General features: G+C 56.9%; 18 protein-coding genes. 14 read left to right on the top strand and 4 right to left on the bottom strand.

Annotated features, from left to right (window positions below; all coding sequences use genetic code 11):
- Positions 1-7 precede the first annotated feature (7 nt).
- A complete protein-coding gene (locus tag Q0802_RS07060) occupies positions 8-2,827 on the top strand; it encodes a DNA translocase FtsK (protein ID WP_298915617.1) in 2,820 nt (939 codons plus the stop codon).
- A gap of 121 nt (positions 2,828-2,948) precedes the next feature.
- Positions 2,949-3,542, top strand: coding sequence for an outer membrane lipoprotein carrier protein LolA (locus Q0802_RS07055; RefSeq protein ID WP_298915614.1), 594 nt, complete (start codon positions 2,949-2,951; stop codon positions 3,540-3,542).
- A gap of 6 nt (positions 3,543-3,548) precedes the next feature.
- Here Q0802_RS07055 and Q0802_RS07050 read toward each other — a convergent pair whose 3' ends face one another.
- Entirely contained in the window at positions 3,549-4,136 is a 588-nt protein-coding gene (locus Q0802_RS07050) for a lytic transglycosylase (protein ID WP_298915609.1), read from the bottom strand.
- Between the two features lie 247 nt (positions 4,137-4,383).
- Between Q0802_RS07050 and hspQ the strand changes: the two genes are divergently transcribed.
- Positions 4,384-4,710 (top strand): heat shock protein HspQ, encoded by a 327-nt coding sequence (gene hspQ / locus Q0802_RS07045; protein ID WP_298915606.1) that lies wholly within the window; start codon positions 4,384-4,386, stop codon positions 4,708-4,710.
- Between the two features lie 37 nt (positions 4,711-4,747).
- Here the strand turns inward: hspQ and Q0802_RS07040 are convergent, their stop codons facing one another.
- The 3 genes from Q0802_RS07040 to Q0802_RS07030 all read right to left on the bottom strand — a co-directional run bounded on the left by Q0802_RS07040 (position 4,748) and on the right by Q0802_RS07030 (position 7,415).
- Positions 4,748-6,325, bottom strand: a complete 1,578-nt coding sequence (locus tag Q0802_RS07040; RefSeq protein WP_298915604.1) for a gamma-glutamyltransferase family protein — start codon at positions 6,323-6,325, stop codon at positions 4,748-4,750.
- Between the two features lie 275 nt (positions 6,326-6,600).
- Positions 6,601-7,050 (bottom strand): ATP-binding protein, encoded by a 450-nt coding sequence (locus tag Q0802_RS07035; protein ID WP_298915601.1) that lies wholly within the window; start codon positions 7,048-7,050, stop codon positions 6,601-6,603.
- A 26-nt stretch (positions 7,051-7,076) separates the two neighbouring features.
- Positions 7,077-7,415, bottom strand: a complete 339-nt coding sequence (locus Q0802_RS07030; RefSeq protein WP_298915595.1) for an STAS domain-containing protein — start codon at positions 7,413-7,415, stop codon at positions 7,077-7,079.
- An 81-nt stretch (positions 7,416-7,496) separates the two neighbouring features.
- Between Q0802_RS07030 and Q0802_RS07025 the strand changes: the two genes are divergently transcribed.
- From Q0802_RS07025 to Q0802_RS06975, 11 genes are all read left to right on the top strand, one after another.
- On the top strand, positions 7,497-8,669 hold the full coding sequence (locus Q0802_RS07025; protein ID WP_298915592.1) for an acetyl-CoA C-acyltransferase: 1,173 nt from the start codon (positions 7,497-7,499) through the stop codon (positions 8,667-8,669).
- 4 nt (positions 8,670-8,673) lie between these two features.
- The gene (locus tag Q0802_RS07020; RefSeq protein ID WP_298915589.1) at positions 8,674-9,132 is read left to right on the top strand and encodes a GAF domain-containing protein; all 459 of its coding nucleotides are present in this window, start codon (positions 8,674-8,676) and stop codon (positions 9,130-9,132) included.
- Between the two features lie 110 nt (positions 9,133-9,242).
- Positions 9,243-9,815 carry an XRE family transcriptional regulator gene (locus Q0802_RS07015; protein ID WP_298915586.1) on the top strand — a complete coding sequence of 191 codons (573 nt, stop codon included), beginning with the start codon at positions 9,243-9,245 and terminating at the stop codon, positions 9,813-9,815.
- A 1-nt stretch (position 9,816) separates the two neighbouring features.
- A complete protein-coding gene (locus Q0802_RS07010) occupies positions 9,817-10,440 on the top strand; it encodes a LysE family translocator (RefSeq protein WP_298915583.1) in 624 nt (207 codons plus the stop codon).
- The gene (locus tag Q0802_RS07005) at positions 10,437-10,811 is read left to right on the top strand and encodes a GFA family protein (RefSeq protein WP_298915580.1); all 375 of its coding nucleotides are present in this window, start codon (positions 10,437-10,439) and stop codon (positions 10,809-10,811) included. The genes Q0802_RS07010 and Q0802_RS07005 overlap by 4 nt, the downstream gene beginning before the upstream one ends.
- Positions 10,812-10,814: 3 nt before the next feature.
- Positions 10,815-13,268, top strand: coding sequence for an FAD-dependent oxidoreductase (locus Q0802_RS07000; RefSeq protein ID WP_298915577.1), 2,454 nt, complete (start codon positions 10,815-10,817; stop codon positions 13,266-13,268).
- Positions 13,265-14,155: a homocysteine S-methyltransferase family protein gene (locus tag Q0802_RS06995; RefSeq protein ID WP_298915574.1), complete on the top strand. Its 891-nt coding sequence runs from the start codon at positions 13,265-13,267 to the stop codon at positions 14,153-14,155. The genes Q0802_RS07000 and Q0802_RS06995 overlap by 4 nt, the downstream gene beginning before the upstream one ends.
- 11 nt (positions 14,156-14,166) lie before the next feature.
- Positions 14,167-16,611 carry an FAD-dependent oxidoreductase gene (locus Q0802_RS06990; RefSeq protein ID WP_298915571.1) on the top strand — a complete coding sequence of 815 codons (2,445 nt, stop codon included), beginning with the start codon at positions 14,167-14,169 and terminating at the stop codon, positions 16,609-16,611.
- Between the two features lie 92 nt (positions 16,612-16,703).
- Positions 16,704-17,351 carry an RluA family pseudouridine synthase gene (locus Q0802_RS06985; RefSeq protein ID WP_298915568.1) on the top strand — a complete coding sequence of 216 codons (648 nt, stop codon included), beginning with the start codon at positions 16,704-16,706 and terminating at the stop codon, positions 17,349-17,351.
- A 95-nt stretch (positions 17,352-17,446) separates the two neighbouring features.
- The gene (locus Q0802_RS06980; protein ID WP_298915566.1) at positions 17,447-17,764 is read left to right on the top strand and encodes a metalloregulator ArsR/SmtB family transcription factor; all 318 of its coding nucleotides are present in this window, start codon (positions 17,447-17,449) and stop codon (positions 17,762-17,764) included.
- A complete protein-coding gene (locus tag Q0802_RS06975; RefSeq protein ID WP_298915563.1) occupies positions 17,761-18,186 on the top strand; it encodes an SRPBCC domain-containing protein in 426 nt (141 codons plus the stop codon). The genes Q0802_RS06980 and Q0802_RS06975 overlap by 4 nt, the downstream gene beginning before the upstream one ends.
- Positions 18,187-18,376 lie beyond the last annotated feature (190 nt).

Genomic DNA, 18,376 nt, shown 5'->3' with positions numbered 1-18,376 from the left:
TCGTAAAATGGCATATCAAACACGAGGACGCGATCCGCTGCTGGACAGCAATATGGCAGCAGCGGTGGAAAGGCGCGGCAAGGAACTGTTTGGTCTCGTATTGATCGTGCTCGGCTGTATGGCCTGTGCAATGATTGCGTCTTACACGCCAGATGATCCCAATTGGATGGTGTCCACCGACGCGCCCGTTCAGAACTGGCTCGGACGGACCGGTGCTTCATTGGCGGCGCCACTTTTCATGATTGTTGGCTGGGGAGCCTGGGGCATTGGTATTGTGCTGGTTGCCTGGGGTTTACGGTTCGCGCTGCATCAGGGGGCTGATCGCGCCATAGGTCGTCTGATCTTTGCCCCTATCGCGATTGTGCTTGGTGCCATCTACGCGGCAACTCTGACACCGGATGGAAACTGGCTGGACACTCACAGCTTTGGGCTGGGAGGTCTCTTTGGTGACACGGTCATGGGTGCTTTGCTGACGTTGCTGCCTATTGGTTCGACCTTTACGGTCAAGCTGATGTCGCTGCTGATGGCAATTGGCATTCTTGCGATTGGTGCCTTTGTCACGGGCTTTACCAAGCCTGAATTGACCCGGATTGGTCGTTTTCTGCTGGTAGGTCTGATCATGATCTACGCCGGGATCATGGCGGTGCTGGGGCGTGGTGCCAGTGGGGCGCTCAGTACCGCCCAAAACATGTCAGCGCGTCACGCCGAACGTCGTGCACAGGCGAAGGAGGCGCGCGCGGCGGCAGCGCAGGAAATCGCGGACACGACCATCCACACCGAAGTTGCACCGGTGCAGGCGGTTCCGAAGTTCCAGGAAGATCCGGAGGAAACAAGACAGGGATTGCTGTCCCGTTTACCGGGTTTGGTCAAACGTCCGGAAAAAATGCCTGAGCCTGAATTGATCGAATATGACGCTGAAGTCGATTATGAGGATGCGCCGGGTGAAGAGCGGATCAAGGCCCGTATCGCTGATGTGATCAAATCGCGCGCCCGGACCAGTAACGCGGTTCATGTTCCTGCAACGGCCCCGTTGACCAAAGGGCGTGGCCGGGGCCCGGATGCTTTGGTTCTTGATACTTCTGGCGCGCGGGCCGAACCACCTTTGACGGCCTCCAGATCAGCGTCTATTCCTCCGCTCCCAGATGAGCTTGACATCGTGGAGCAGGATTTCGAGGTCGCTGACGTTGAGGCACCCGTAATTCCGGCGGCAGAGCCACGTCGGGTCATCCAGCAACTGAACCGCAAACCGGTACAACCCTCGACACGTGCAAAGGCCGAAGCGCAACCGAAGCTGTCCTTTGAAGATACGCATCCGGGCTTCGAATTGCCGCCGCTCAGCCTGTTGGAAAATCCGGTCAACGTGCAACGGCTGCATCTGAGCGACGAAGCGCTGGAAGAAAATGCGCGGATGCTGGAATCCGTTCTGGATGACTATGGCGTGAAGGGGGAAATCGTTGCGGTGCGACCCGGTCCCGTGGTCACCATGTACGAACTCGAACCCGCGCCCGGTCTCAAGGCGTCGCGGGTGATCGGATTGGCAGATGATATCGCACGTTCCATGGCGGCACTTTCCGCGCGCGTGTCTACCGTTCCCGGCCGCTCAGTCATTGGTATCGAATTGCCCAACGAGAGCCGCGAGAAAGTCGTGTTGCGCGAGATTCTCGCAGGTCGCGATTTTGGCGACAGCAACATGCGTCTGCCGCTGGCTTTGGGCAAGGACATCGGCGGCGATCCGGTCGTGGCGAACCTTGCCAAGATGCCCCACCTTTTGATCGCGGGGACAACGGGTTCGGGTAAATCCGTCGCAATCAATACGATGATCCTGTCGCTGCTTTACAAACTGACGCCCGAAGAATGCAGAATGATCATGATCGACCCGAAGATGCTGGAACTCAGCGTCTATGACGGTATTCCACATTTGCTGTCGCCTGTCGTAACCGACCCTAAAAAGGCTGTTGTGGCGCTGAAATGGGTCGTCGGCGAGATGGAAGAACGGTATCGCAAGATGTCCAAGATGGGCGTACGCAATATCGAGGGCTACAACAGTCGGGTGCGTGAAGCCTTGTCCAAAGGTGAGCTTTTTACCCGCACGGTCCAAACCGGGTTTGACGAGGAGACGGGTGAACCCGTGTTCGAGACTGAAGAGAACACCCCCGAAGCACTTCCCTATATCGTCGTGATCGTTGATGAGATGGCTGACCTGATGATGGTGGCGGGCAAGGAGATCGAAGCCTGTATTCAACGCCTTGCACAGATGGCGCGGGCGTCCGGCATTCACCTGATCATGGCCACGCAGCGCCCGTCGGTAGATGTCATTACCGGCACCATCAAGGCAAATTTCCCGACGCGTATTTCGTTCCAGGTGACATCGAAAATCGACAGCCGCACGATCCTGGGTGAAATGGGGGCCGAACAACTTCTGGGCATGGGGGACATGCTCTACATGGCAGGTGGCGCAAAGATCACCCGGTGTCATGGTCCTTTTGTCTCTGACGAAGAGGTTGAGGAAATCGTCAATCACCTCAAGGCATATGGAGAGCCGGATTACATCAACGGTGTTGTCGAGGGGCCGTCCGAGGACAAGGAAAGTGATATAGATGCTGTTCTTGGCCTGGGCGGAAATACCGATGGCGAAGACGCTCTCTACGATTCAGCGGTGCAGGTTGTGATCCGGGACCGCAAGTGTTCGACCAGCTATATCCAGCGTAAACTGGCTATCGGCTACAACAAAGCCGCGCGTCTGGTGGAGCAAATGGAAGAGCAGGGGTTGGTGTCCGCTGCCAACCATGTCGGCAAACGTGAGATACTTGTTCCGGAACAGCAATAGGCTTTTGAGCGTTACCTTAGGATTCAGTGGCGGAATGACGATCATTCTGACCGCTGATATCGCATAACAAGGCCTTCGTACTTAACTGATGTCCAGAATACGATTGCTCAAGGAGCTTTGGATGAAACGTTTGATCGCCGCCGTTCTGATCGCCTGTCTGGCCTTGCCAGCAGCTGCGGATCAACTGTCACTGAATGAGATTTCCAACTATCTCAACAATTTGAAAACCGCCCAAGGCGCCTTTACGCAAATCAATGATGACGGAACGATCAGCAGCGGTCAGCTTTACATCAAACGACCGGGAAAAATGCGGTTTGAATATGATCCACCGGAACAGGCTTTGGTGCTTGCTGACGCCAATGCAGTCGTGATCATTGACAAAAAATCCAACCAGCCTCCCGAGACCTATCCGCTAAGCAAGACACCACTGTCGCTGATATTGGCCCGAAATGTGAATTTAAGCCGGGCGAGGATGGTCACTGGACACACCTACGATGGCACAGCCACGATTGTGACCGCGCAGGATCCTGATAACCCGGACTACGGAACCATTCAGATGAGCTTTACCGAAAATCCGGTGGAGCTGCGGCAATGGATCATCAACGATGCCAATGGCGGCCAGACGACGGTAATATTGGGTGCTTTCGAAGCAGGCGTTCCTTTGAAAAACAGCCTGTTCGATCCCGGCCGCGCATTGCGAAACCGGGATCGTTAAACTCGGTTATCGCCGCAGATTACATGTCGCCAATTGCGCCTGATAGGTGTCCGCGCGGGCATCGACCTTGTTGGCGACCTGCAAGAGCCAGGATTTGCGGTTGTAGCTACCACGCGCGTACCCGGTGTGACCTTCATGATAGGCAAGGTACTGGTTACGCGTATCCGTCAGGGGGATGCCGTTCTTTGACCGGCTGTTGACCATGTACCATCCCATGAAATCTGAGGCGTCTTTGATCCGGTCCCGTTTCGCAAATCGCTTGCCGGTTGCGCGTTTGTAGTCGTCCCAGGTGCCGTCCAACGCCTGCGCATAACCATAGGCGCTTGACTGACGGCCCATCGGAATGATCCCCAGCGCGTATTTATGCGGGGTGCGTGCATTGGAGATGAATTTGCTTTCCTGATGGATCGTCGCCATTTGGACATGCACCGGCACGCCCCATTTCTTTTCCGTTTTCCGGAACGCTTTGATGTATTCGGGGCGCTGTTGCACGATCTTGCACGCATCATCAAGATGACGCGGCGCGCTGCCTTGGCCGCCTCCACAGGAGGCCACCAGCAATACAAGAATCATAGCGCGAAGACTTCTGCTCATCTGCCTCTCGCTTCTTTTATTTTTCGTTAGTTTAACCGAAATTCGTCTGTGGGGAAATCACGAATTATACATGTTTTTGGCAGAAGCTTACTTTGTAGACCCTGCAAATACGCTGCAAAGTGAGTAAAGAGAGGTTTTTCATACTGTCAGTGGGGTGATCACAGTCTGTTTCCCCTCCAAAGGTGGCTGTGATTGGACAAATACCTCTTGAAGCGTGTAAAATTGAACGGTAGGGGGCTGGTTGGTAATGTTACGAACGCGTGCAAAATATCATCTCGGACAGGTCGTCCGACATAAGAAACACCCCTTTCGCGGGGTGATTTTTGACGTTGATCCGGAGTTTGCGAATACCGAAGAATGGTATGAGGCGATCCCCGAAGAGAGCCGCCCGGTCAAAGAACAACCATATTATCATTTGTTGGCAGAAAATGACCAGAGCTACTACGTCGCCTACGTGTCCGAGCAGAACCTGATAGCGGACTACTCAGGCGAGCCGGTCGATCACCCGGATATTCCGGATTTGTTTGGCCCGTTCCAAGACGGATCCTACCCTTTGCATTTCCAGCTGAACTGACAGGCTATCGACGCAGAACTTACTCAAGGTCCTGTTTTCAATAACCTAAAGCGCATCCGTCTTTCCGCGGGTCACTCGCACCCTCAAGAATTCCGTCATCACGAATGCGGATCGCCTGCGCGCCCCCAATCGGCGTATCGGGGATGCTGACGTTGTGCCCCATATCGCTGAGTTCCTGTCGAACCTGATCTGAATATCCACGTTCCACCTTCATCGAACCTGCATCTGAAAAGGCGCGCGGGAGATCAATGGCCGTCTGTGGATCCATACCAAAGTCAACGAGGTTAGAGGCAAAACGAGCGTGTCCATTTGGCTGATAAGCTCCGCCCATCACGCCAAACGGCATGATCACCTTGCCGTTTTTGCGCACCATGCCCGGGATGATGGTGTGCATGGGCCGCTTGCCGCCCTTCAATTCGTTGGGGTGGCCCTGTTCCAGCGTGAACCCAGAGCCGCGATTTTGCAGCAATATGCCAAATTTGTCTGACGCAATACCCGACCCAAAACCGTTGAATATCGAATAGATGAGAGACACCGACATGCCGTCACGATCCACCGTTGTGATATAGATGGTGTCCTTGTGCACGTTTTCCGAAATTGAGGTGGCATTCGGCATCGCTTTCCGGGGGTCAATCAGAGCCGCCAGTTTCCTGGCGGTTTCCATACTCAGCATGTGATCCAACCGGGTCATGAAATCGGCATCCGCCAGAAACCTGTTACGCGTATCGTAGGCGAGCTTGGCCGCTTCGGCTTCGACGTGGGTGCGCAATGTGCCAAGGGGTTCCATGCTCGCAATGTCGAATTGGGTAATGATATTCATCATCAGCAAGGCTGTAGCGCCATGGCCGTTTGGTGGGTGTTCAACGATGTCGATATCCCGGTATGTGCCTGAAACCGGTGTTGTGGGGGTCACCGCGACATCGGCGAAATCGTCCATTGTATGCCGCCCGCCAAGCCTGTTCAGAGTGTTCACCATATCTTCGGCGATTTCCCCAGAATAAAATGCGTCGCGACCTTCCGAGGCGATGCGCCTCAGTACTTTGGCTTGATTGGGCGCGCGGAAAATCTGACCGATTTCTGGGATTTTCCCGTCAATCAGATAGAACTGTCGGGCAGTCTCTTGCAGGACTGCCGCATCGCGCTTCCAGTCAAAAGCCACGCGAGAAGCGACAGGTACGCCGTTTTCCGCGGCCGCTATCGCAGGTGCAAGTATGTCAAAAAGGCCAATTTTTCCGTAGTTTTCGGACAGGAAACAAAATGCATCCACAGCACCGGGGATGGTCACGGAGTGGGGGCTTTGGATTGGGACCGTGCTGTCACCCTGATCTCTCAGAACTGCGGCATCAAGTGCTGCCGGTGCGCGTCCCGATCCATTGAGCGCTTTAACTTCGCTTCCGTCACCATCTTGCCAAAGGACAAAGCAGTCACCGCCGATTCCGGTCATCTGCGGTTCGCATATCCCCAGCACAATGGCACCTGCAATCGCCGCATCCATCGCATTGCCACCTTTTTCGAGGATGTCCACGGCGGTCTTTGCGCCGAGAGGATGGGATGTTGCGCACATACCGTTGAGTGCAAATACGGGCGACCGGCCCGGAAAGTGAAAATCGCGCATCTTCTGCCCCAGTTGTGAAGGTTCGGACGCAAGTTAACGGCGCAGGTGGCGATGTCCATCCTGATCGCAGAACGGTTACTGATGATGGGGAAGGTAAGTTCCTCGACGCCGCGCACTGGGTGGGGGCTATTACGCGCAGCGCCGAGGGAAGCTATATGCAGCTACAAGACAGAGAATGCCCAGTGAACAAGGCGGCAATATGATCTCAACGCGGCGCTTTGGGGGAAGATTACGGAAGAATTAAGGCTTGGTTTTTGAAACCTTAAGGACCTCTGTCAGGAAGAGAGTGCAACGGCGATCCGTATCGTCAACTGGTTCTCGTTTTCAACGCGTGCGTATTGAACATCCTTGGCGAGATCCTGAATCAGGAACCAGCCGAATCCGCCTTCGGGTAAATCCATCAGGTCGACATCCAGAGAGGCTTGCTTGCCCAATGGGGCCGCGCCATCGGGCATGGCAGCCCCTTGATCCGTGATTTTCAGATGAAGCCCGTCTGGCCGATGGTTGCAGTAAATATGGATGTCACCGGGGTTGTCCGGCTCTGGATAGGCATGTTCGACAATATTGTTGAGCACCTCTGCCAACACCAGTTCGATGGTCCCCGATTCTTCGACGCTTAGCTCCAGTGGACCCAATTCCGTCAAAATTTGAGCGAGCGCATCGCGCACAGCCATATCGCTGCTTTGTACTGAGATTTCAAACGGAGGCAGCAAGGCAACGGCCATCAGATTGGTCCTTTTCGTGCCCGTGATCAATTGCGCAGTTCTTTGAGTGCACCATCAACTGTAGAGAATACGCTGAAAACAGTATCCATTCGGGTCAGCTTGAACACCCGTTCCACCGTCGGCGTCAGACCGGCCAGTGCCATTCTGCGCTCGGCGCCCAGATTTTTCATTGCGGCGACAATCGCCCCCAACCCGCTTGAATCGATGAATTGCACTTCGCTGAGGTCAAGCACCACGATTTCCGAGCCACCATCTGTTTCAGCGCGCATGGCATCCTTGAATTCAATTGCGACGGCCGCATCGATGCGCGGTTCCTGAACAGAAACAATGCGCAACTGATCTTCTGTTTTGGTCGAGAGTTGCATTATATACCCCGAAGTTCTGGATCTTCGCTCTTTAAAGGGCAAATCTTACTATTCCATTTAGCCCAGCAGGGAGGCCACCCGATGCGCGATGTCGTGATTTCAGGAGCAGCAAGGACACCTATGGGGGGGTTCCAAGGCGAATTCGCCAGTTTGGAAGCGTCCGAATTGGGAGGTGCTGCGATCAAGGCGGCGATCGATGGGGCGGGTGCTGCGCAAGTTGAGGAAGTGCTCATGGGATGCGTCTTATCTGCGGGTCAGGGGCAGGCCCCTGCCCGGCAAGCGGGTTTCAAAGCAGGTCTCGGCGAAGATGTCCCGGCGACCACCCTGAACAAAATGTGCGGGTCGGGTATGAAAGCCGCTATGATCGCCTTCGATCAGATCGCGCTGGGCCAGACCGGTGTCATGGTCGCTGGCGGGATGGAGAGCATGACCAATGCGCCTTATCTGCTGCCCAAGATGCGTGTCGGCGCGCGCATCGGACATGGGCAGGTGATTGACCACATGTTCCTGGATGGGCTTGAGGACGCGTATGACAAGGGTCGTCTGATGGGAACATTTGCGGAAGATTGCGCCGAGACCTATCAGTTCACCCGCAGCGTTCAGGATGAATATGCGCTCAGTTCCTTGTCGCGGGCGCTCAATGCGCAGTCGAGCGGTGCCTTTGACGGCGAGATCACCCCTGTCTCCATCACGTCGCGCAAGGGAAGCGTCACCGTATCTGCGGATGAGCAACCTGCCTCCGCCCGACCAGAGAAAATTCCGTATTTGAAGCCAGCGTTCCGGGAGGGCGGCACGGTCACAGCGGCAAATGCGTCGTCAATTTCCGATGGGGCTGCGGCACTGGTGCTTGCGTCAGCAGACGCGGCGCAGGCGCAGGGCCTCAATATTCGTGCCCGCATCCTGGGGCACGCCAGCCACGCTCAGGCACCGGGGCTTTTTACGACAGCACCAGTTCCTGCGGCCCAAAAGCTCCTGGACCATATTGGATGGCCCAAGGACAGCGTAGATTTATGGGAAGTCAACGAAGCCTTTGCCGTTGTGCCTCTGGCCTTCATGCGGGAAATGGCGCTGGATCGTGAGATCGTGAATGTCAACGGTGGTGCCTGTGCTCTGGGACATCCCATCGGTGCCTCAGGGGCACGCATCATGGTTACCTTGTTGAATGCGTTGGAAAAGCGCGGGTTGAAGCGGGGTGTTGCAGCCATATGTATCGGCGGTGGCGAAGGAACTGCCATTGCTATCGAGAGAGACTGATACCTTGAAGGTCGACTATGAGGCGCTCACAAAAACCATCGCATCCCTGACGGGCGGGGAAACAGATACTGTTGCTTTGATGGCGACTGTAGCCTGTGAGGTGCATCACGCCGATGACCGATTTGATTGGACCGGTTTTTACCGTGTCACAGAACCCGACGTGCTGAAAATCGGTCCCTATCAGGGCGGGCACGGTTGTCTGGTCATCCCGTTTTCACGGGGCGTCTGTGGGGCTGCCGCACGAACGGGCGAAGTGCAGTTGGTTCGAGACGTCGATGCCTTTCCCGACCATATTGCCTGCGCCAATTCCACGCGCTCGGAACTTGTTTTACCGGTTTGGAACAGGGCTGGTGATCTGATCGGAGTGTTTGATCTTGATAGTAACCAGCCGGATGCCTTCGACGAAAAAGATGCACAAGCATTGGCCCGAATCTTGCGGATGGCTTTTACCGCTGCGGAATGAACGGGCTGGCGAATTTTTTCCGTAGACCACGGTATGCGGTGAAAATTCACTGGATTTTTTCACAAGAATCGTTAACGTGAACAAATCATCTATTTTTTCACGAAGCATCAATGCGCCACGACTTGCCCACTCCTTCAGATACGCTTGGTGCCGACCTGCGCGCGCTTCGCAAAACCCGTGGGATGACGCTCTCGGAACTCGCTGAAAGGCTGGGGCGTTCGGTTGGGTGGTTGAGCCAGGTCGAGCGCGACAAATCCGACCCCTCCATCACCGATCTGCGTGACATCGCCAAAGCACTGGATGTCTCCGTTTCCATCCTTTTTCGCCATGCAGCGTCACCCGCCGGAGAGGCGGGATACATTGTGCGCAAAACTGCCCGACGCACCATCGGCTCGAATATTGCGGGGCTGGTCGAAGAGTTGCTGTCGCCCGATCTGACCGATGATTTCGAGATGGTGCATTCGACGTTTCAGCCGGGCAGCAAGATCACCGAAACCGTCACGCGACCCACGCAGGAAGTGGGATATCTGGTATCCGGCAGGCTCGATATCGAAATTCTGGGGGTGACCCACACAATCAATCCCGGTGACAGCTTCCGCATTCGCGGAGAGGCCTTCCGCTGGGCCAACCCTTACCCTGATCCGGCCGTTGCGATCTGGGTCATTGCGCCACCGGTTTATTGACATGAGCTTTGAGGGTTGGATCATATTCGCGGTTTTCTGGGCAGTCTTCGTGACGACGCCCGGGCCCAACGCGGTCAACTGCATTACCAACGGCATGACGATCGGCTTCAAACGCTCCATGATCGGGGTTTTGGCGATTCTGACGCAGGCAACATTGTTCCTCCTGCTCTCAGCCCTGGGCGTGACAGCACTTATCGCGGCATCACCACAGGCTTTCTTCGTCGCCAAGATCATTGGTGCGGCTTTTTTGATCTTCCTTGGAATACGCGGCTGGATGAATGCGGCCAAACCCGTGAAGGTTGACACGCGCCCGGCGTCCTCGATTTATTTCCGCGCTTTGGCCATCGCCACGATCAATCCAAAGAGCATAGCGGGATATCTGGCGGCATTCTCGCAATTCGTGCAGCCGGATGTGCCCATCTGGCAGCAAATGGGTGTGATTGTCCCGACGGCGCTGACGCTGACGGCGCTGAGCTATACCGGCTTTACAGCACTGGGGGCAGGGATCGGACGTGCTGCTTTGGGGGCGGTTTTCAATGTCTGGGTGCGCCGGGTAATGGGTGCCTGTTTCGTGATCTACGGGGTGTTGCTGGGGGCTGCCTCGACCCCGGGGAGGGCGTCGTGATCAAAGGAAGCTGCCTGTGCGGTGCAGTCACCTATGTGGCGCGGGGAACGCCCGGCGCGCCTGCGGCCTGCCACTGTAATCAGTGTCGCAAACAGTCAGGTCACGTCTGGGCATCCTCCTATGTCGACGACGGAGCCCTCGAGATTGCTGGAGAGGTGCGCTGGTTCAAGTCTTCTGACAAAGCACGGCGCGGATTTTGTCCGACATGCGGCTCGGCGCTCTTCTGGGATCACGAGGACGATCCGTTCATCTGTTTTTCAACCGGCTCAATTGACGGGCCGACCGGGCTGCGCCTGCGCGGCCACATCCATACCGCCGACAAGGGCGATTACTACGCAATCTCGGCCGAAGAGCCGCAAAGGGAGACCTAGATCATGGCAGAATTTCCAACGACGGCCCGGGTGGTCATCATCGGCGGCGGGGTGGTCGGCACCTCGACCCTGTACCATCTGGCGAAAGCGGGCTGGAAAGACTGCGTTCTGCTGGAGAAAAACGAACTGACGGCGGGATCGACCTGGCATGCGGCGGGCAACGTGCCGAACTTTGCCGGGTCCTGGGCCGTGATGAACATGCAGCGCTATTCCGCATCCATGTACCGGACGCTGGGTGATGACGTCGGTTATCCGATGAACTATCATGTCACCGGCGCGATCCGTCTGGCGCATAACAAGGAACGTATGCAGGAATTCGAGAAGGTCGCCTCGATGGGGCGCTATCAGGGCCTGACAATGGACATCTGCACGCCCGATGAACTGAAGGAGCATAACCCTTTCATCGAGACACATGATCTGGCGGGCGGCCTCTGGGATCCGCTGGATGGCGACATTGACCCTGCGCAGTTGACGCAAGCTCTGGCCAAAGGCGCACGGGAAGCGGGCGGGCGGATCGAGCGGTTCTGTCCGGTCGTTGGTATTGAGCGCGATGGTGACGAGTGGATCGTTAAAACGGAAAAAGGTGACATCCGCTGTGAATATGTCGCCAACTGTGCGGGCTATTATGCGCAGCGCGTCGGTGAGATGTTCAAGCCATTCGGTGGCCGCACGGTGCCCATGGTGGTCATGTCCCACCAGTACTTCCTGACCGAACCAATTGCGGAACTGGAAGCCTGGACCAAGGAGCACGGGCGCAAGGTGCCGATGATCCGCGATGTGGACATAAGCTATTATCTGCGCCAGGAAAAAACCGGTCTGAACCTCGGGCCTTATGAGCGCAATTGCAAAGCGCATTGGGTGACCCCCGACGATCCGATGCCCGAAGATTTCTCGTTCCAGCTATATCCCGATGATCTGGAGCGGTTGGAGTTCTACATCGAAGATGCGATGGAACGGATGCCGCTTCTGGGCACGTCCGGTGTGGGGCGCAACATCAACGGGCCCATTCCATATGCGCCTGACGGTCTACCGATGATCGGCCCGATGCCCGGTGTGAAAAACGCTTTCGAAGGGCATTCCTTCACCTTCGGGATCGCGCAGGGCGGCGGTGCGGGCAAATGCCTTAGCGAATGGATCATGCATGGCGAGACCGAGTTGGACATGTGGGCCGTCGATCCGCGCCGCTATACCGATTACGCCGATCACGACTATTGCCTGTCGAAAGCGCTGGAAACCTATGGCCACGAATACGCGATGCATTTCCCGCATCACGAATGGCCTGCCGGGCGCGACAAGAAGCATTCCCCGAACCACGACGCGTTGATCGCCGCTGGTGCTCAGATGGGCGCCTATAACGGCTGGGAGCGCGCAAACTGGTTTGCCAAGGAAGGTGACGACACCTCCGAAGAGGCGACCCACACATGGGGCCGTCAGGGACCGTGGACACAGCGCGTCAAGGAAGAGGTCGAGGCGGTGCGCGACAACGCCGGCGTGCTCGATATGGTCGGATTTTCGCGCTACACGCTCAGTGGCGAGGGTGCCGCGGAATGGCTGCGCGGTCAGATTGCCGGGGCGCTGCCCAAGGCGGGCCGGATGAACCTGGGTTATTTCACCGATAGTCGCGGAAAGATCGTCACCGAGGTCACCATCATCCGTTGGGGGGAGGATGATTTCTGGCTGATGACCGCTGCCGTGGCGCAATGGCATGACTTCGAGTTCCTGCAAAAAGCGCTGCCTGCTGATGGATCACTGACCCTGACGGATATCACCAAGCAGTGGTCCACCCTCCTGCTGACCGGCCCGAAATCGCGCGAGATGCTGGCCGGCGTTACCGAAGGGGCCGATCTTTCGACAGGCTGGTTGACCCTTCAGGACGCCACCGTTGCAGGCAAAGCCGCAAAACTCATGCGGATCAGTTTTGCGGGCGAACTCGGCTGGGAGGTGCACACCGCTTTTGACGACAGCCCCGCCGCCTATGCCGCGTTGCGCGAGGCGGGTGCTGTGCCCTTTGGCATGTACACGTTGAATTCCATGCGGATCGAGAAAGGTTACCGCACCTGGAAAGGCGATCTTTCCACCGATTACTCTTTGCTCGAAGGGGGCATGGAGCGTTTCATTCGCTTCGAGAAACCACAGGATTTCCCCGGCAAGGCGGCTCTGCTCAACGAAAAGCAGCAGGGATCGAAAAAGCAATTTGTCACCCTGATCGTTGACGCGCCGGAACAGGATGCGCCCTATATGTCGCCGCTTTTCCATAACGGCGATGTCGTGGGTGAGACCACCTCCGGTGACTGGGGGTACCGGATCAACAAATCTGTGGCCCTCGGCATGTTGCGCAAAGACCTGACAGAACCGGGCACCGAGGTCGAAGTGGAAATCTACGGCAAGCGGTGCAAGGCCACCGTGCAACCGGATCAACCGCTGTGGGACCCTGAAAACGAAAGAATCCGGGCGTGACCCAAATCACGCTTCTTGATGGCGGTATGGGACAGGAGCTGATCCACCGTGCAGGGGATCGGCCAACGCCACTATGGTCGACCCAGGTGATGATGGATCATCCGGGTATGGTGCAGGGCGTACATGCGGATTTCTTTGCCGCGGGTGCAACGATTGCCACCACAAACACCTATGCCATCCACCGGGACCGTCTGGAAGACGCCGAGGTTGCCGGCCAGTTTGAGCGCCTGCATGCGGCAGCCCTTGCGGAAGCGAAAGCGGCCCAAGCCGCTCATGGGTCCGGCAGGATCGCGGGGGCCATCGGACCATTGCGCGCCAGCTACCGCCCTGATCTGCACCCCGCATCGGATGTGGCCGTTGCCTTGTTCGGAGAGGTGGTGCAAACACTGGCGCCGCGGTGTGATTTTCTTATTTTGGAAACCGTGGCCTCTGTTGCGCACGCGCGCGACGGCTTGAAAGCTGCGGGCACGACGGATCGACCGGTTTGGTTGTCCTTGACGGTCTCAGACACCGACGGCACGCGCCTGCGGTCAGGTGAACCGCTGGCGGAGGTGTTGGACATTGCACGTGGTGCCGATGCGGTGTTGATCAATTGCTCTGCCCCCGAAGCAGTCACGCAGGGCCTTCCGATCATCGCTGATTTGGGCCTGCCCTTCGGTGGCTATGCCAATGCGTTCGAACTCATCACCGAGGATTTTCTAAAAGAAAAACCAACCGTCGACGCGCTCAAAGCCCGCCGTGACATGGGGCCGCGCGCCTATGCCGGTTACGTCATGGAATGGGTGGGGCTTGGCGCAACAATTGTCGGGGGCTGTTGCGAAGTCAGCCCTGATCACATCGCCGAAATTGCCAGGCGGCTGCAAGCTGCCGGTCACACAATCATCTAGGGAAACTATTCATGGCTTTGCCTCCGTCGCACGCGCGTGTTGTCATCATTGGGGGTGGCGTTATCGGCTGCTCCGTCGCCTATCACCTCACCAAACTGGGCTGGAAAGATGTGGTCCTGCTGGAGCGCAAGCAACTGACGTCCGGTACGACATGGCATGCCGCCGGGTTGATCGCGCAGCTTCGGGCAACCGCCAATATGACCAAACTGGCGAAATATTCTCAGGAACTCTACGGCAATCTTGAAGAAGAGACCGGCGTGGCCACGGGCTTCAAACGGTGCGGATCCATCACCGTCGCGCTGACGGATGAGCGGCGCGAGGAAATTTTGCGACAAGCGGCCATGGCGCGCGCTTTTGGCGTGGATGTTGAAGAGATTTCAGCGCAAGAGGTGAAATCCCGATATGAGCATCTGAACATCGAGGGTGTCACCGGCGCGGTTTATCTGGACAAGGACGGGCAGGGCGATCCGGCAAACATCGCGCTGGCTTTGGCCAAGGGTGCGCGTCAGGGTGGCGCACAGGTGATCGAGCGCACGCGCGTGACAGCCATTCGCCGCGAGGGGCGTCGTGTAACGGGTGTCGATTGGGAACAGGGTGGTGAGAGCGGTTTCATCCAGGCAGACATGGTTGTGAACTGCGGTGGGATGTGGGGTCATGAAGTAGGCCGCATGGCGGGTGTGAACGTGCCGCTGCATGCTTGTGAGCATTTCTACATCGTGACGGAGGCTATTCCGGGCCTGACTCAATTGCCGGTTCTGCGCGTGCCGGATGAATGCGCCTACTACAAGGAAGATGCGGGTAAAATGCTGCTGGGCGCCTTTGAGCCCAATGCCAAACCCTGGGCGATGAATGGTATTCCGGCGGATTTTGAATTCGATCAACTGCCCGAGGATTTCGACCATTTCGAGCCTATCCTTGAGGCGGCGGTGGAGCGTTTGCCGATGTTGGCCGAGGCTGGCATTCATACGTTTTTCAACGGGCCGGAGAGTTTCACACCTGACGACGCCTACCATCTGGGTCTGGCGCCAGAGCTGGATAATTTCTGGGTGGCGGCCGGGTTCAATTCCATTGGTATTCAGTCAGCTGGCGGGGCAGGTATGGCCCTGGCGCAGTGGATGCAGGATGGCGAAAAACCCTTTGATCTGGGTGATGTGGATATTTCCCGCATGCAACCCTTTCAAGGCAACAAGACCTACCTCTTTGAACGTTCGAAAGAAACGCTTGGCCTGCTTTATGCCGATCACTTCCCGTTCCGGCAGAAGGAGACAGCGCGCGGCGTGCGCCGGACGCCGTTTCACCAGCACCTTCTTGATAAAGGCGCTGTCATGGGGGAGCTGGCAGGATGGGAACGGGCAAACTGGTTCGCCGATCCGGGTCAGGATGCGGCCTACAGCTACAGCTGGAAACGGCAGAACTTCTTTGACAACGTTGCCCGCGAAGTGGCGGCCATCCGGAACAATGTCGGCATGTACGATATGTCGTCCTTCGGCAAAATCCGTGTGGAAGGACGCGACGCAACCGCTTTCATGAATTACGTTGGCGGCGGTCAATACGATGTGCCGGTCGGCAAAATCGTCTATACGCAGTTTCTGAACCATCGCGGCGGTATTGAGGCGGATGTGACCGTCACCCGCCTGAGTGAGACGGCCTTTCTGGTCGTGACGCCCGCAGCAACACGTCTGGCGGATCAAACCTGGATGATGCGCCATGTCGGCGATTTCAACGTGGTGATCACGGACGTGACGGCGGGCGAAGGTGTTCTGGCCGTGATGGGACCCAATGCACGTAAGCTCTTGCAGGCGGTTTCGCCCAATGATTTTTCCAATGACGTCAATCCTTTCGGTACCGCACAGGACATCGAACTTGGCATGGGGCAAGCGCGGGTGCACCGGGTGACCTACGTCGGCGAACTTGGCTGGGAAATCTATGTCAGCAGCGATATGGCGGCTCATGCCTTCGAAACCCTGCACGCGGCAGGGCAGGAGATGGACCTGAAACTCTGTGGCATGCACATGATGGATTGTGCACGGATCGAGAAGGGTTTTCGGCACTTTGGGCATGACATCACTTGCGAAGACCACGTGCTGGAAGCGGGGCTGGGTTTCGCCGTGAAAACGGACAAGCCGGATTTCATCGGTCGCGATGCGGTGTTGCGCAAGAAAGAAGAAGGGTTGTCGAGCCGGTTGCTCCAGTTCCGTCTGACGGATCCGGAACCGCTGCTCTATCACAATGAACCGGTGATCCGGGACGGCGAGATCGTGGGTTACCTGTCGTCTGGGTCTTATGGGCATACCTTGGGCGGTGCCATGGGCCTTGGCTATGTGCCCTGCGCTGGAGAGACCGCCGCCGAAGTGCTGGCATCGCGTTATGAGATCGACGTTGCCGGCACAAGAGTTGCCGCAGAAGCCTCCCTCAGACCCATGTATGATCCTAAGTCCGAGCGGGTGAAAGCCTAGCGGTGAACCCATGCGTTTCTGGCGGGCCGCAAATAGCGTTCCCGTATCTGGCAAGGGGTTGAACATCGGCGTGGGTTCTGCGAGCAGACCCCATGTCCTCCGATTACATGCCACCGCAAGGCCCGCTTGCGATCTTGCACGAAGATGCCGAAGTCTTGCTGGTCGACAAACCGGCGGGCCTCTTGTCTGTGCCCGGCAAGGGGCCACATCTGGCCGACTGTCTGCTGTCACGTGTTCAAGCGGCTTTCCCGGATGCTTTGTTGGTGCACCGATTGGATCGCGATACGTCGGGGGTCATGATTTTCGCATTGACCCCTTATGCCCAACGTCATCTCGGTCTTCAGTTCGAAAAGCGAATGACAAAAAAGACCTATGTGGCGCGTGTGTGGGGTGTGCCGGGCGAAAAGTCCGGTACGGTCGATCTGCCCCTGATTGTCGACTGGCCCAATCGTCCAATACAGAAGGTTTGCCATGAGACAGGTAAACCCGCCCAAACAGATTGGCGCGTTTTGAAGGACGAGCGGACCACTGCGCGGGTGCGTCTGCAGCCGCATACCGGGCGCAGTCACCAGTTGCGCGTTCACATGCTCAGCCTTGGTCACCCCATTTTGGGCGATCCCTTTTACGCGACCGGTCCGGCTCGGGAGTTCGACCGCTTGATGCTGCACAGCCAGGAACTGCGATTCAATCACCCGCAGGGCGGTCGCTCCATGAAAGTCCGCGCCCCTCTTCCTTTCTGAAGCTGCGTATCATCTGGACTCTCAATCTTGCCACTTGACATGATACCATATGGTTTCATAAAAGAGATACCAATCGGTATCATAAAGGAGGATACATGGCTCCGGTACAATCCACTTTTCGGGCTCTGGCCGATCCGACGCGGCGCGATATTCTCGTCCTGCTGCGGCACCGTGATCTGACAATTGCCGAAGTTGCGGAAAATTTCGACATGACGCGTGCCGCCGTCAAAAAGCACCTCACGGTGCTATCGGACGGTGGGCTCATTTCCGTCCGTGCAAGCGGGCGCGAACGCATCAACACGCTTAACCCCAAAGGCATCGAGCCGATCGTCGATTGGCTGAAGTTCTTCGACATATTCTGGGACGACCGCCTCTCAACGCTCAAAACCATCATTGAAAAGGACAAGAAATGACCCAACCGACATTGCGCAAAACGATTTATCTCAAAGCATCACGTTCCGAGGTCTGGGCATTTCTGACCGAACCGGAAAAGCTGGCCCAATGGTTTCATGCGCCACAGAAAACGCTTGAGAAAGGTCAAAAACTGGAGATGTTTGGCACCACCTCTGGTGACCTACTTATTTGGGGTGAGGTCAAGGAAGCGCGCGCGCCCGAATATCTGGAATACACATTTACGGTAAAGCCGATGGGCGATGCGGTGAGCCTCGTCAAATGGACCTTGGCGGAAGTCGCAGGAGGTACTCAACTGTCGCTGGAGCATTCTGGCTTGCCAGCCGCCGCAGAAGCTTTCGACCTTGTGCTGGCACTCGACAACGGCTGGGACAAACACTTCATCCAGATGCGCGAAGCGATCCACGAACCCGTACCTGCATAGGTCTTTTGACGCTGTCATCATGGCGGCCTCCTTTGGTGAACGCGAAGTTCATCAGGGTTCGCCAGTCATGGGGACGCCCGAACCCGCATCTGGAACAGTGATCGGTTCTGCGTAACCACGCGCCAGACGAGATCACCAATAGTCGATCGACCGAGCCCGTAAGGGGAACGCCTGATCACATCGGTATTGG

The organism is uncultured Roseobacter sp. (genome assembly GCF_947495275.1).
Taxonomy (GTDB): Bacteria; Pseudomonadota; Alphaproteobacteria; order Rhodobacterales; family Rhodobacteraceae; genus Roseobacter.
This window is presented reverse-complemented; position numbering and strand designations above follow the sequence as displayed.

Excerpts from the sequence above, each read along its gene's own strand:
- Q0802_RS07060 (WP_298915617.1), top strand. The coding sequence starts at position 8 with ATGGCATATCAAACACGAGGACGCGATCCGCTGCTGGACAGCAATATG.
- Q0802_RS07055 (WP_298915614.1), top strand. The coding sequence starts at position 2,949 with ATGAAACGTTTGATCGCCGCCGTTCTGATCGCCTGTCTGGCCTTGCCA.
- Q0802_RS07050 (WP_298915609.1), bottom strand. The coding sequence starts at position 4,136 with ATGAGCAGAAGTCTTCGCGCTATGATTCTTGTATTGCTGGTGGCCTCC.
- hspQ (WP_298915606.1), top strand. The coding sequence starts at position 4,384 with ATGTTACGAACGCGTGCAAAATATCATCTCGGACAGGTCGTCCGACAT.
- Q0802_RS07040 (WP_298915604.1), bottom strand. The coding sequence starts at position 6,325 with ATGCGCGATTTTCACTTTCCGGGCCGGTCGCCCGTATTTGCACTCAAC.
- Q0802_RS07035 (WP_298915601.1), bottom strand. The coding sequence starts at position 7,050 with ATGGCCGTTGCCTTGCTGCCTCCGTTTGAAATCTCAGTACAAAGCAGC.
- Q0802_RS07030 (WP_298915595.1), bottom strand. The coding sequence starts at position 7,415 with ATGCAACTCTCGACCAAAACAGAAGATCAGTTGCGCATTGTTTCTGTT.
- Q0802_RS07025 (WP_298915592.1), top strand. The coding sequence starts at position 7,497 with ATGCGCGATGTCGTGATTTCAGGAGCAGCAAGGACACCTATGGGGGGG.
- Q0802_RS07015 (WP_298915586.1), top strand. The coding sequence starts at position 9,243 with ATGCGCCACGACTTGCCCACTCCTTCAGATACGCTTGGTGCCGACCTG.
- Q0802_RS07010 (WP_298915583.1), top strand. The coding sequence starts at position 9,817 with ATGAGCTTTGAGGGTTGGATCATATTCGCGGTTTTCTGGGCAGTCTTC.
- Q0802_RS07000 (WP_298915577.1), top strand. The coding sequence starts at position 10,815 with ATGGCAGAATTTCCAACGACGGCCCGGGTGGTCATCATCGGCGGCGGG.
- Q0802_RS06990 (WP_298915571.1), top strand. The coding sequence starts at position 14,167 with ATGGCTTTGCCTCCGTCGCACGCGCGTGTTGTCATCATTGGGGGTGGC.
- Q0802_RS06985 (WP_298915568.1), top strand. The coding sequence starts at position 16,704 with ATGTCCTCCGATTACATGCCACCGCAAGGCCCGCTTGCGATCTTGCAC.
- Q0802_RS06980 (WP_298915566.1), top strand. The coding sequence starts at position 17,447 with ATGGCTCCGGTACAATCCACTTTTCGGGCTCTGGCCGATCCGACGCGG.
- Q0802_RS06975 (WP_298915563.1), top strand. The coding sequence starts at position 17,761 with ATGACCCAACCGACATTGCGCAAAACGATTTATCTCAAAGCATCACGT.